At 41.9% G+C, this 13232-nt stretch carries 13 protein-coding genes; 8 read left to right on the forward strand and 5 right to left on the reverse strand.

What is annotated here, in order from left to right:
- Positions 1-359: 359 nt before the first annotated feature.
- Both B9P78_RS02815 and nagE read left to right on the forward strand, forming a co-directional pair.
- On the forward strand, positions 360-1259 hold the full coding sequence (locus B9P78_RS02815) for a PEP phosphonomutase (RefSeq protein WP_094518045.1): 900 nt from the start codon (positions 360-362) through the stop codon (positions 1257-1259).
- A gap of 26 nt (positions 1260-1285) precedes the next feature.
- Positions 1286-2791: an N-acetylglucosamine-specific PTS transporter subunit IIBC gene (gene nagE / locus B9P78_RS02820; RefSeq protein WP_094518046.1), complete on the forward strand. Its 1506-nt coding sequence runs from the start codon at positions 1286-1288 to the stop codon at positions 2789-2791.
- Positions 2792-3296: 505 nt separating this feature from the next.
- Here the strand turns inward: nagE and B9P78_RS02825 are convergent.
- Positions 3297-4004, reverse strand: a complete 708-nt coding sequence (locus tag B9P78_RS02825; RefSeq protein ID WP_094518047.1) for a glucosamine-6-phosphate deaminase — start codon at positions 4002-4004, stop codon at positions 3297-3299.
- Positions 4005-4223: 219 nt separating this feature from the next.
- Between B9P78_RS02825 and B9P78_RS02830 the strand changes: the two genes are divergently transcribed.
- The 5 genes from B9P78_RS02830 to B9P78_RS02850 all read left to right on the forward strand — a co-directional run bounded on the left by B9P78_RS02830 (position 4224) and on the right by B9P78_RS02850 (position 8645).
- Positions 4224-5408, forward strand: coding sequence for an aminotransferase class I/II-fold pyridoxal phosphate-dependent enzyme (locus B9P78_RS02830; RefSeq protein ID WP_094518048.1), 1185 nt, complete (start codon positions 4224-4226; stop codon positions 5406-5408).
- Between the two features lie 24 nt (positions 5409-5432).
- Positions 5433-6296 (forward strand): MetQ/NlpA family ABC transporter substrate-binding protein, encoded by an 864-nt coding sequence (locus tag B9P78_RS02835; protein ID WP_094518049.1) that lies wholly within the window; start codon positions 5433-5435, stop codon positions 6294-6296.
- Between the two features lie 167 nt (positions 6297-6463).
- Positions 6464-7348, forward strand: a complete 885-nt coding sequence (locus B9P78_RS02840) for a VOC family protein (RefSeq protein ID WP_094518050.1) — start codon at positions 6464-6466, stop codon at positions 7346-7348.
- A gap of 205 nt (positions 7349-7553) precedes the next feature.
- On the forward strand, positions 7554-8237 hold the full coding sequence (locus B9P78_RS02845; protein ID WP_233487672.1) for an SDR family NAD(P)-dependent oxidoreductase: 684 nt from the start codon (positions 7554-7556) through the stop codon (positions 8235-8237).
- Between the two features lie 48 nt (positions 8238-8285).
- Positions 8286-8645, forward strand: a complete 360-nt coding sequence (locus tag B9P78_RS02850) for a DUF4288 domain-containing protein (RefSeq protein WP_094518051.1) — start codon at positions 8286-8288, stop codon at positions 8643-8645.
- 126 nt (positions 8646-8771) lie between these two features.
- Here the strand turns inward: B9P78_RS02850 and B9P78_RS02855 are convergent, their stop codons facing one another.
- Positions 8772-9665, reverse strand: coding sequence for a putative RNA methyltransferase (locus B9P78_RS02855; RefSeq protein WP_094518052.1), 894 nt, complete (start codon positions 9663-9665; stop codon positions 8772-8774).
- 245 nt (positions 9666-9910) lie between these two features.
- Here B9P78_RS02855 and B9P78_RS02860 point away from each other — a divergent pair, with 245 nt between their 5' ends.
- The gene (locus tag B9P78_RS02860) at positions 9911-10702 is read left to right on the forward strand and encodes a hypothetical protein (RefSeq protein ID WP_233487673.1); all 792 of its coding nucleotides are present in this window, start codon (positions 9911-9913) and stop codon (positions 10700-10702) included.
- A 190-nt stretch (positions 10703-10892) separates the two neighbouring features.
- Here B9P78_RS02860 and B9P78_RS02865 read toward each other — a convergent pair whose 3' ends face one another.
- The 3 genes from B9P78_RS02865 to lctO form a co-directional block, all read right to left on the reverse strand.
- Positions 10893-11543 carry a DsbA family protein gene (locus B9P78_RS02865; RefSeq protein WP_094518053.1) on the reverse strand — a complete coding sequence of 217 codons (651 nt, stop codon included), beginning with the start codon at positions 11541-11543 and terminating at the stop codon, positions 10893-10895.
- Between the two features lie 27 nt (positions 11544-11570).
- Positions 11571-11828: a hypothetical protein gene (locus tag B9P78_RS02870; RefSeq protein ID WP_094518054.1), complete on the reverse strand. Its 258-nt coding sequence runs from the start codon at positions 11826-11828 to the stop codon at positions 11571-11573.
- Positions 11829-11979: 151 nt separating this feature from the next.
- Complete coding sequence (gene lctO, locus B9P78_RS02875) at positions 11980-13101, reverse strand: L-lactate oxidase (RefSeq protein ID WP_094518055.1); 1122 nt, start codon at positions 13099-13101, stop codon at positions 11980-11982.
- Between the last annotated feature and the right edge of the window lie 131 nt (positions 13102-13232).

Raw genomic sequence — 13232 nt, forward strand, 5'->3', positions numbered from 1 at the left:
CAGTCCTTTAACCTGTTTCCGTGATATATTTCAATCAAAATTTATAAAAATTTTTTCAAAGTAAAAGGCGTACACAACTCTTTTTAAGAATTGTGTACGCCTTTTTTAGAGGCCTTTTGTCCCAGCCTCTTTTTGTGTTATATAATATAACGTTGTATTTTTGTCCTTTTGTAAAAATATAATATTAAGCGTTTACATTTTACGCAAGATTGCATAAATTGAAAATCATACATTTTCCTAACCATTTTATAAAAAATATGTGTGATATTTTATAACAAAAAGTAGAATTGTTTATTTCTTTTGGTTATAATAATTTTAATACCACAGTCTATAAAACAATAAAGGGAGGAGATGATCATTTGAAACGACTCATTTCAAGTGCAGCGAGTGACATCATTAAGATGTCTGCACCGGAGTTGAAGCAAGCAATTTTAGCGAGTGAAGGTAGAACTATTGTTGGTGAAACTGTCGTAACTACAAGTCCCTTGATAGAGGGTTTGTCCAACGCTGAGGTAATGGCTGCATTCGGTGCGGATATCATCATTTTGAACGAGTTGGATGTATTTCATCCAGTCGTACCAGGAGTTGATGGGATTGAGGCTAGTGAAATTATCCAAACCATCAAACATTTGACGGGGCGACCAATTGGCGTCAATTTGGAACCGGTTGATCCGGATGTTGGTTTGTTAGAACATGCTGTCCAATTGCCAAAAGGACGCCAAGTGAGTCCTGAAAGTTTAGCGGCAGCTAATGATTTGGGTATCGATATACTTTTCCTAACGGGTAACCCTGCAACTGGGGTTTCTATGTCCGCTATAGGGGCAGCCGTTGTGTTAGCTAAGCAATACTTTAATGGTTTGGTATTTGCAGGTAAAATGCACGGGGCTGGTATGCAAGAGTCCATTGTGGATGAAGCGCAATTGACCCAATTCGTAAAGGATGGGGCTGATGGGGTCTTAATCCCAGCGGTAAATACTGTCCCAGGGGTCTATGAAGAAGAGAATCGCCAAGTGACTAAGGCAATTCATGCTTTAGGTGGTGTAGTTGTTGCGACAATTGGTACGAGTCAAGAGAGTGCGACGACTTCAGTAATTGAAGCAATTGGCCTTTCGAACAAGCGTGTAGGTGTTGATTGTCATCATATTGGTGATGGGTCGTATGGCCGGATGCCGGATCCAGAAAATATTGTGGCGCTTAGTTTAGCTGTCCGCGGAAAACGACATACGTATTTCCGTATGGCACAGTCAATTCGTCGATAAATTCGATATAAATGGGAGTGAAGAAGATGAAAAATTATTTACAAAATTTAGGTAAATCGATTATGCTACCAGTTTCTATCTTACCGGTAGCATCGTTATTAATGGGTATTGGGTACTGGATTGACCCAGCAGGTTTAAGTGGTGCGGGTACGAATACCATCGCAGCCTTCTTAATTCAAGCGGGTTCAGCGGTTATCAATAACTTGCCAATTTTATTCTCTGTAGGTATTGCGACAGGTTTGAGTAAAGATGGTAATGGGGCTGCAGGTCTTTCTGGTCTAGTGGGCTTCCTGATTGTTACGTCATTATTAAGTGTTGATGGCTTAGCGATTTTATTAGGTATTCCAGCTGAACAAGTGCCAATGGCTTTTGGTGCGACAAAAAACGTCTTTATTGCTATTATCGCTGGTACCGTAGCGGCTTACTTATATAACCGTTACAGTTCAACGAAATTACCGACAGCCCTTGCTTTCTTTAGTGGTCGTCGTTTAATTCCAATCCTAACTGCCGGTGCAATGATTATTATTTCCGCTATCCTATTCTTCGTATGGCCGGTAGCGTATAACGCATTAGTATCATTTGGTACGTTCATCTCCGGTTTAGGTGCATTCGGTGCTGGTCTATATGGATTCTTCAATAAATTGTTGATTCCAACTGGTTTACACCATGCCTTGAACTCAGTATTCTGGTTTGACTTAATCGGTATTAATGACATCGGAAACTTCTGGGCAAGTACAGGTACGAAAGGTGTTACTGGTATGTACCAAGCTGGTTTCTTCCCAATTATGATGTTTGGTCTACCAGGTGCGGCTTTAGCAATGTACAAAAATGCTGAACCGCAAGCGAAGAAAATTACTGCTGGTATTATGATTGCAGGTGCTTTCGCTTCATTCTTTACAGGTATCACTGAACCAATCGAATTCTCATTCATGTTTGCTGCACCAGGACTTTACTTATTACATGCCTTCTTAACAGGTGTATCAATGTTCATCGCAGCAACCTTCCACTGGACAGCTGGTTTTGGTTTCTCTGCCGGTTTAGTTGACTACGTACTAAGCTTACGTATTCCAATCGCTAACCAACCATTGATGTTACTAGTGTTAGGTGCAGTTATGTTTGTTGTGTACTACTTTGTCTTTGATTTTGTTATTCGTAAATTTGATATCTCTACACCAGGTCGTGGCACAAATGTGACGCGCGAAGTTGAAGCTGGCGCAGAAACTAGTGCCGCTAATGCAGTGACAGCAGGTATCGCAAGCGACGATAAATATGGTCGTATGGCAACTGGTATCTATTCAGCAGTTTGTGGTGACGATAACATCGTTTCTTACTATAACTGTGCAACCCGTCTACGTTTTGAATTAAAAGATGCAGACAAAGTTGATCAACAAGCAATCAAAAATCTTGGTGTGCCAGGTGTGAATCAATTAGACAAAAATCACCTACATGTTATCGTGGGTACAGAAGTTCAGTTCGTTGCGGATGAAATGAAGAAAATCAGTGACGCTGAAGTGAAAGATGGGAATGCATAATAGCGTAGGTCATCCGATTTTGAGAGATCTATCATTATCCATCGCCTAAAATTGAAATAAACAGAAAAACCCTAGTCGGATGCAAAATGGACCCTATAGAATGGACACTAAAAAAAGTGCCTTTCTATAGGGTTTTTCTTTGTTCTGATTATATTTTACTGCCGTGGTGAAGCTGTTTTTGGTAAAAATAGCCTTGGTCACCTTAGTAGGATATTGAGGGTGAAATATATTGACGTCAATAGATGAAAGAATCGCTAATTTATTAACTTATAGCGCCAAGTAAGTGAAGAAAATCAAATTGATTCATTTATCTAGCTTAATAAGTGAAAAAGGGCGGTTATTTTTCATTTATAGCAGGCAATAAATGAAAACCTATAAAATCATTCATTTATATAGGGCAATAGATGAATGAAATCATGAAAGATTCATCTATTTCAGCATAAAGATGAATTTTCATGATATGCAAAAGTGGCTAGGATTCACCCTCAGCCACTTTCTTATGTATCTATTCACTTAATAAGCTTGCCGCTTCGGTATCCAATAAGACAGTCACATGTGGATGTTCTTGTAGGAAACTAGCGGGTACATCACTGGTTATAGGGCCTTCAATCATTGCCTTCACAGCTTGGGCTTTATTTGCGCCGAATGCTAACAAGACAATATGTTTGGCTTTTAATATCGAAGCAATCCCCATTGAAATTGCATGGGTGGGTACTTGGTCGATGGTGTCGAAAAAACGTGCATTCGCCTGGATGGTCGAATCGGTTAGCTTGGTTAAATGGGTAACGGAATCACGCTTCGCACCAGGTTCATTAAAGCCGATATGGCCATTTTTGCCTAAGCCTAAAATTTGTAGGTCTACTGGATTTTCATCAATCAGACCTTCGTAACGAGCCGCTTCTGCGTCAGGATCCTCTGCTAAACCATTGGGTATATAGCTTGCTTTAAAGGGTTTTGCATTGAATAAGTGTTCCTTCATAAACGTTGCATAAGATTGGGGATGATCTGCTGGCAAACCACAATATTCGTCTAAGTTGATCGCTGTTGCCTGTGAGAAATCCAAGTTAGATTTCACTAACAAATCGTATAGGGTAACAGGCGTAGAACCTGTTGCTAGACCAAAAACATTGGCACCCTCGCCCAGGGCTTGTTCGAATAAAGTGAACGCCTGCTTGGATGCTTGTGTTGGGGTATCAAAAATTTGAATGTCCATATATCCATAAACCTCCAATGTGATATTTCTTAAGTGACCCAAGTTTAGCATAACGACCTCAAAAAGGAAATAAGACCACTTATCAGAAGTGATAGTTTGAAACTATCAAAAGTCCCCAAAAATGCGTATGGACCTAGCATTGAATTTGCAATTGAATAAGGTTAAAGTAAAATATACAATATTTAATTCAATAAAAGCTATCAGAAAGGTCTGGCGAACATGGGAGATTTCCAACCAGCGCAAAGTTACCAATCTTTGCCGAAACAATATTTTTCTAGCCTATCCGCAATCATTGCGAATTTAAAAACGACATATGACGATGTGATTGATTTGGCTGTAGGTACGCCTGATTTACAACCACCACAGTCATTAAAAGATGCCTTGAAAACGGCCATCGACAACCCTCAATACGATCGCTATGGTCCCTATCGTGGGGAAGGCTTCCATAAAGAGGCAGTAGCACATTTTTACCAAGCACAGTTTGGTGTAACAATTGACCCCAAGACAGAGGTGGCCTTGTTCCACGGCTCGAAAGAGGCCATTATGAAAGTGAGTCAGGTCTTGGTCAACAAGGATGACACCATGTTATTGCCCAACCCAACTTATCCGGACTACTTATCTGCCGTTGGGTTAACTCAATCGAGAGCTGTGTTTATGGATCTCTTAGCCAAAAATGATTTCTTGGTCGATTACAGTCAAATTGATGTGCAAACAGCTGCCGATGCCAAAATCATGTTTCTCAACTACCCAAACAACCCGACAAGTGCCTTAGCGACACCGGCATTTTTCGCTGATACAGTGGCATTTGCAGCTGAGAATAACATTTTTGTGGTGCATGACAATGCCTACGCACCTTTTGTATTTGATGATGAAAAACCATTATCATTCTTGCAAACGCCGGGTGCCAAAGAAGTAGGATTAGAGCTATTCTCCTTGTCCAAACTTTATAATATCCCTGGTTGGCGTGTTGGCTTTGCGGTAGGTAATCCACAAGTTATTGAATACCTAAACACTTTGCAAGACCATACAACCGTTGGCATGTACGGGGCGATTCAAGAGGCGATAGCTGTGCTACTAAATGCTGACGACCAAACATTTATTGCTGAAATGAAAGCCGTCTATCAAAGTCGACGTGACGCAGTGATTGAGGAATTTACCAAGGCGGGTATCGAGGTGAAACCATCCAAAGGCACCATCTATCAATGGTTGCAGACGCCGGATGGGGTGAGTGCACAGACATTTTTCGAGGCAATTGCGAATGAGGCGCATGTAGGTGTGGCACCAGGCCATGGTTTTGGCAGTGCCGGTGAAGGCTTTATCCGAATTGGACTCATTGCTGATGAAACGATTTTGCGTGAGGCAGCACGTCGAATTGCAAGCGTATATCTAGATATACAAAAATAAGGCAAATAAAAAGGGGAAACATTTATGAAGAAATGGCAAAAAGGTTTAGTAACAATTTTGGGTGCATCAGGATTATTATTAGCAGCATGCGGCAATCAAGCAGCAAGTAGTGAAAGTACGAGTGAGACAGCATCTAGCGAAGCAGCAGCGGAAGGCTTGATGGATGATGGTGTGTTAACAGTCGGAGTAACAGCTGGTCCGCACGAACAAATCTTCAAGTTTATCCAAGAAAAGGCCGCAGAAGATGGTTTTGACATTGAATTAGTCGTCTTCAACGACTACGTTAAGCCGAATACAGCCTTAGCAGAGGGTGAATTAGACATTAACTCCATTCAAACGGGACCATATTTAGAAACAGTTATCGCAGATACAGGCTATGAATTAGCCCCAGCCTTTGAAAACATCACCATTCCAATGGGGATTTACTCTGAGCAATACGATACGGTGGATGAATTACAAGAAGGTGACACCATCGCCGTTCCAAATACACCTTCTCAAGAAGGACGCGCCTTATTAGTATTGGAAAAAGCCGGGGTCATTACACTGCCTGAAGGCTTGGGCATCGATGCTACCGTCGAAGACATCGAAGAAAACCCATTAAACCTTGAATTCATCACTGGTGATCCAGCGCAATTTATCGCCCAATTACCAGACGTAGCTGCAGCGGGTATCAACTCAAACTACATCCTTGATGCCGGATTGAGCGCCAAAGACCTAGCCATCGCCATGGAAGACAGCGAAGACACGACATGGGTAAACCTAGTCGTATCACGCACTGAAAACGCTGAAGATCCAGCCTTAGCCCAATTAGAAAGCTACTACAAAACCGATGAAGTCAAAGCCTTTATCGACAAAACTTTCCAAGGAGCTGTTGTAGCCTCTTGGTAAAAATATGCCTAACATATAAGACAAACGGCCAGGAAACTGGTCGTTTTTTTATGAAATAAGCGGATTTCCTTCCTCATTAACGACGGGTCTCATTAGACAAGCCGAGTAGAATGCGTTAATCTTAACTTATAGATATTACAAGTTCAAACAACAAAGGAGCCATTTATATGAGACAGATTGTCACACAATTATGCTTTAATGACCAAGCTGAAGAAGCCGTTACCTTCTACACGAGTTTGTTCGATAATAGTGAAGTAACGCGTACCATGCATTACCCAATGCCCCAAGGTGATGCGATTGCTATCGACTTTACTTTGGAAAACCAGGCTTTTTCTGCAATTAATGGAGGCCCATATATGAAGATGAATGCGTCATTTTCTTTGATGGTTGCTTTAGATACAGCTGATGAGGTGGACGCACTCTATGCTAAGCTTGCTGAAGGCGGTACAGACATGATGCCTTTAGGCGAGTACCCATTTTCACCGCGTTATGCTTGGGTGACGGATAGATTTGGTGTGTCTTGGCAGTTGATGTTGGCAAACAATATACCTGCTAATCACAAGATCCGAGTAAGTCTACTCTTTGCCGGTCAATACTGTGGTCAAACGCAAGCTGCACTCGACCATTACGCAGCTATTTTTCCAACTGCTAGCATAGGGCATGTGAATGATTACCAGGAGGGTGAAGCATCGGATGACCGTGCTAAAATCAATTATGCTGAGCTAACGATTGACGACCAACAACTGGTATTAATGGACCATGGTTATGGTGGTACGGAAGAATTTAGCGACGCAACGTCCTTCTTGATCGTTGCAGGCACTCAGTCAGAAGTCGACTATTATTGGGAGAAATTGTCTGCTAATCCGGATGCGGAGGCTTGGGGTTGGTTACAAGATGCTCACGGAATTGCCTGGCAAATCGTGCCTCAAGGGTATTACCAAATCATGGAAACAGCCAAAGAAGATCAGAAGAAACGTGTGTTAGATGCTATGTTTAAGATGAAGAAATTGGATATTGCTAAATTAGAAAACGCAAAATTTGATATTGGCTAGTAGTTAGATGGTCTAGCCTGGCTTTTGCAAACCAATCAGTCACTGAATTGGGGGCAAAATGTTATAATGAAGACGTAAGTGTTTTCATTTTGAAAGGTGGCTATTATATGGATTTAGGATTAGCTGGAAAAGTAGCGATTATCACAGGGGCGAGTAGAGGAATTGGTTTCCAAACGGCCTTAGAATTAGTGCGTGAGGAGCGGATGTGTCCATTATCGCCCGCCGCGAAGAACGTTTGCTTGAAGCGCAAGCAAAAATTAAGGAAGCTACCGGTAAAGAGGTTCACTATGTGGTAGCGGATGTCAGCAGTGAAACCGACGCAAAACGTGCGGTTGCTGAGACTGTAGAAAAATTTGGTCACGTGGATATTTTAGTGAATAATGCGGGATCGAGTGCAGCATCTAGCTTTGAAGCAGTAACTGATGAAGACTGGCAACGTGATTTAGACTTGAAGATTTTTGGTGCCGTACATTTTATTCGTGAAGTATTACCTTACCTCAAAGCCCAAAAATCAGGTGCAATCTTGAATCTAACCGCGATTGCAGGGAAAACCCCACCCGCAAATTCATTACCAACATCAACAAGTCGGGCGGCAGGTTTGGCTTTAACGAAATCATTATCTAAAGAATTTGGTCCCTACAACATTCGCGTAAACGCGGTAAGTATCGGCTTGATTCGTTCAGAACAAATCGAGAGAATGTGGCAAAATAATATGCCGAATGCACCGTGGGAAGACTTCTCACGCGCAGCATCAAGTAATACACCACTAGGCCGTATCGGTAACACGGAAGAGGCTGCAAAAGCTATTACCTTCTTGGTTTCTGATGCCGCATCCTATATTTCAGGTGTTGCATTAAACATCGATGGTGGCGCTTCTGCAGTCATGTAATTTCTAAGTATTTGTAATTGAGATATTTCAGATAGGAGATTGATACATATGACAAACGATTATAGTGTGAATATTCTAAAACAAGCATGTAACATGACAGATGGCTCACAACGCCATTCCTATGAAAATCAGATTTTACTGTATCATTTAGATGAACAAATGTCGAAAGAAGACCTTATCAAATTTATCAAAGAAGATAACCTTGAAGAACCTTATGAAGTCGTCGAAGGCCGTTCCATTCAATGGAAAGTAGCCAAAGTAATCGACATATTTGAAGTACTTGGTTTTGAAGGTCACTTTGAAGATGGCCAAGAAGTCTATAGCCGCTTCCTCACAGATGACGAAGACTTGGACTTCATTCTCGGCAAATACTTCCCAGACTTTGTCTTCGAAGATGCCGCAGAATAGGCTGGTTTTGATACAAGCATCAAACGATTGAAGGTCGTAAAGCGGGCGGTTTTTGATAAATAGAACCGCCAATTTCAATGCATAAAGAAAATCCCACGAACGCCAATGCGCTTCGTGGGATTTTCTTTATTTTTGGCCAAATAAAAGCATTAAATCGATGGTGATATGATCCAGGGCGGTAGCATTAGCGATTTGGTCTGCATCTGCATGCCACATCAAGGGGGTCATTTTGATTAAGTCCGCCATCTGTTCCGGATTTAATGGGACCACTCGCTCATAATGGGCTGAAGTCACATTACGGAAAGCAGCGCGGAATTTTTCGGTTGACGGTGCGGGGTCTTGTAAACGGTCCGCCTCATCCGCAATGACTATTTCGCGCAATTCCCGTAAATAATGGGGGCCAGGAATCACTTTGATAAACCAAGCGTTTTCTTTCATGACGCGTTGTAATTCTGGATAATTCGACGGTGATAGAATTGTTAAGGCACCATCAATACTAGCGTCCTTGAGTGGAATTTGACTCAAATCTGCCACCATCCATAGGGTGTTCGTGTAGTGCTTGGCAGCGACAAGGATGCCGTCCTTAGCCAAGTCTAAACCAAGAGCATTGACGGCTAGTTCTTCTTCAGCAGTGCCCGTTCTTTTGCCCCAAGCGTCAACGAAATGGTGTAGATGGGTACCTTCACCAGTGCCGAGGTCAATGATATTCGCTGGATGCCCATTCGATAACTGGATGCCTTGGGCGGTTAATAAAGCTAACATGTCATCGTAAATACCGTCATACAGCAAGGCTTCCGCCATAATACGGTAACGGGATTCGAATAGATCCTTGTTGTAGTGGGTTTCTTGATGGTTAGGCGCTAGGTTGACGTAACCCTGTTTGGCTAAGTCGAAGCTATGATTGTTGCTGCAACGGACCTGGTTGTCCGACCATGCGAGCGGGTTGTGGCAAATGGGGCAGGTCATATCTGCTGCCCATGTTTGAAATTTCTGAATGGCGCGTGTGCGTTTTGATTCCATAGGTCACCTTCACTATATAAAATTTTCTTGAATGAGACGGTCTTTTGGCAAAAATAGGGTATACGCATTAGATCGCTCTGTGCGCTTTTATTATAGCATTTTCCAAAGGACGACTGGGATTAATCACAAGGTTCTGAATTTTTGCATATTTTTGTTATAATAAGGTATCAAAATATGCACGTTTTAGAAGTGAGGACAAAATGCGAAACAAAAGATTGATATACAGTGCGTTTATCGGCAGTGTTATGAGCCTATTGCACGTCATGTTAGAAATGTGGTTTCCAAACCCTAGCTTCCAAGCCATTCTTCAAAATGGTCTGGCAGTACAACAAGGCTTTTATTACCCAGTCCTATTTATCATATATTTCTTAGTCTATACCATGTTAACTTTCTCATATTATCTAATTGATTTCCGTTTGCCGGGACCGAGAAAGGTCAAAGCACTCTTGTTTGTCATTTCTGAGTTGATCATCATCCTAGTGTACCGGGCGGAACCCATGCCCCACCTCATTCAAACGGATTGGGTCATCAATCCAATCAAGACGCTACTGATCTTTATGGTACAAGGGCCTTTGATTTATCGACTACTATCGCGGCAACGACTCATGTTCAAACCCAAGCCATTCTTTTATACGCGTGGTTTGTATGTTTACGCCTTAGTTTTTGCCATATTCCGTCTGATTGCTTACACGGCTTTCGGCGTTTACGGCCCTGAAGCCGAGCAATTACCGCCGGCTATCCTTTGGGCAGGGATCATGGGATTAGCGATTGGCCTTGCTTTTTCCGCCTTACAACGCTATATCGTCCGTCAGAATCAAATGGGGAAGACCAATCAATTTACCTTCCAGTTCTTCGCTTGGATCGCTCTTGCCAATTACGCCATGCTCTATCTGCGTTATGATATCGGCATTGTCGACTTCATCGCGCGCATGGGTATGGACATTCTGGCCGTTTGGCTTGCGACGTTCATCGTTCTCCACTGGCAAATCAATGAACGCACCCCCGTCTACCCACTAGACACCAATTCACAAATATAATACATTCGAGAATCGATGCTTGTCATCGGTTCTTTTTTTGGAAAAGGGCGGCTTCAGTTAAGGTCATGCGTCATAAAAATCTAGCCAATTACTCGCAGCGTACAGCATCAACTAGCACCAACAGAGGTCATACCAACAAAAAAACGGCAGCCATCAATAAGAGGGCTGCCGCTTTAGCAGACAGAAACAATTAAGCTTCAGCTTGTTCGTTTGCGTAAACTTGGTCTAACACTTGTTGGAAGACTTCAACTGGTTGCGCACCTGAAACTGCGTATTTATTATCAAATACGAAGAAAGGTACTCCTTGAACACCAACTTGACCAGCTTGGAAAATATCAAGGTTGGTTTCAGCTTTGAATTTGTCCTCGTCAGCTAAGATTTCACGAACAGTTTGACCATCTAAGCCAACAGATTCAGCTAGGCTAACGATAGTATCTTCATCAGAGATTAAAGCACCGTTTTCAAAGTATGCATGATAGAAAGCTTTGAAGTATGCATCATCTTTATTTTCAGATTTTGCATATTGGAAGACGCGGTGGGCAGGCATAGTATCAGCCATTTTCATTTTGTCCACTTTGAAATGTAAACCAGTGCGTTCAGCCATTTCTGCAACTTGGTCATTCATTTGTTTTGCTTGTTCATAAGTGGTCCCTTTTAAATCGGCAAATGATTGGTAGAAATCTTTACTTGGGTCATGCTTTGCACCAGGCATTAATTCAAATGATTTGTGTGAAATGGTGATTTCATCCGCGTGCGCAAAATTTTCCATAGCACGTTCTAAATGTGTTTGTCCGATGTAGCAGAAGGGACAAACGAAGTCTGACCAAATTGTAATTTCCATTAAATAAATCGCTCCTTAAATATCTTCTTATTGATTGGTGGTATTGTCGTTCAGTTTGCTTAAATCTACCGTTTGAAAAGGACTGTTTGTACTTGCTGTATCTTGGTTTGCTTGATCTGCGGGCATGCAGACACCAGTTGTGAAGTCACAGTACGTGCCAGTAGCGGCTGTGTCATCAGTATTAGCTGTTTCTTTGGCCTTGTCCTTATCAGGGTCACCATCGAATGTAACGAGTGATGCGAATAAATCTTCTAACTCAGTGGATTGACGATTTTCAATGCCCATGATAATCGCTCCTTTCTACACGGTTCTTATTGCTTGTATTATAAACATGCCGGGTACAAAATGCAAAATTCTGGCTTTAAGTAAAGGGTAAATAAAAAAGAAGCTGGGCAAGCCCAACTTCTCTATCAGTAATATGTTAGAAAGGGTAGGATTAATATTCGTAACCGTATTTGTTATCGAATAATTCCAAACCTTTAAGGTCTTCAACAGTGTTAGCACCTGTTAATTGCATTACACGTTCAAGGTCTTTTTGCATGTAGTCTAGTACTGAGTAAGCACCTTTCCATCCACCTAAAGCTAAACCGAATAATACTGGACGACCTAACGCAACAACGTCAGCACCTGATGCTAAAGCTTTCGCAATGTGTTCACCACGACGTACACCTGAGTCAAAGACGATAGGTACACGTTTGTTTACACGTTTCGCAATTGCAGGTAATGTATCGAATGAACCTGGCGCTTCGTATAATTGACGCGCACCGTGGTTAGAAACCCAGATACCTGAAGCACCGGCTTTGATAGCCACGTCAGCATCTTCTGGATGTTGGATACCTTTAACGAATACAGGTAGACCTGAGTAAGCTGCGATATCTTCAATATCTTTAGGCGAAATTTTTTGTTTAGATGCGCCGTAGATGTTGTTCAATGACATACCTTCAGCTGAACCACGTAAGTAACGTTGAACAATTGGCATACCGAATGGGTAAACAAATTTGTTCTTCACGTCACGGTCACGGTTACCTGAAACAGTTGAATCAGCAGTCAAGATGATTGCAGTAGCGCCATCAGCTTTTGCTTCAGCTAAGATGTCACGGTTTTGTTGGTCATCTTTAGCCATGTAAATTTGGAACCAACGTGGACCGCCGTTCAAACCTTCAGAAATTTCTTCGAAAGTTGCACCAGAGTAAGCAGAAATTGACATGATTGTACCAAATTCTGAAACAGCTTTAGCAGTACCAGCTTCTTTAGTAGCATGTGCTAAACCATGAGCAGCAATTGGTGCCATGATGAAAGGTGCTTTGATCTTGTGACCTAAAATTTCAGTAGCTGTGTCTGGATGTTCAACGTTTTGTGCAACACGTGGGTATAACAATTTATGTTTCCAAGCACGGTCGTTAGCGCGTTTTGTCCATTCGTCAGCAGACGCACCAGCGATATAGTTGAATCCACCATGTGGTACAACTTTGCTTGCTTCTTCTTCTAAGTCGTAAGTATTTACGACATCAATGTATTTTACCTCGGTAGGGGCGTTGTATACTACTTCTTCACTCATTAAATTTGTCCTCCTTGTCGAACAAAAAGATTTTATTTTTTAAAAGCTTAACAAGCCTATCAACAAAGCAATTTTAATATCTTTTCACAAAAAAGGAAAGTGTTTACATTAACTTTCCGTTATTTGACCAT

Source organism: Aerococcus sp. 1KP-2016 (assembly GCF_002252085.1).
In the GTDB taxonomy this organism is placed as follows: domain Bacteria; phylum Bacillota; class Bacilli; order Lactobacillales; family Aerococcaceae; genus Aerococcus.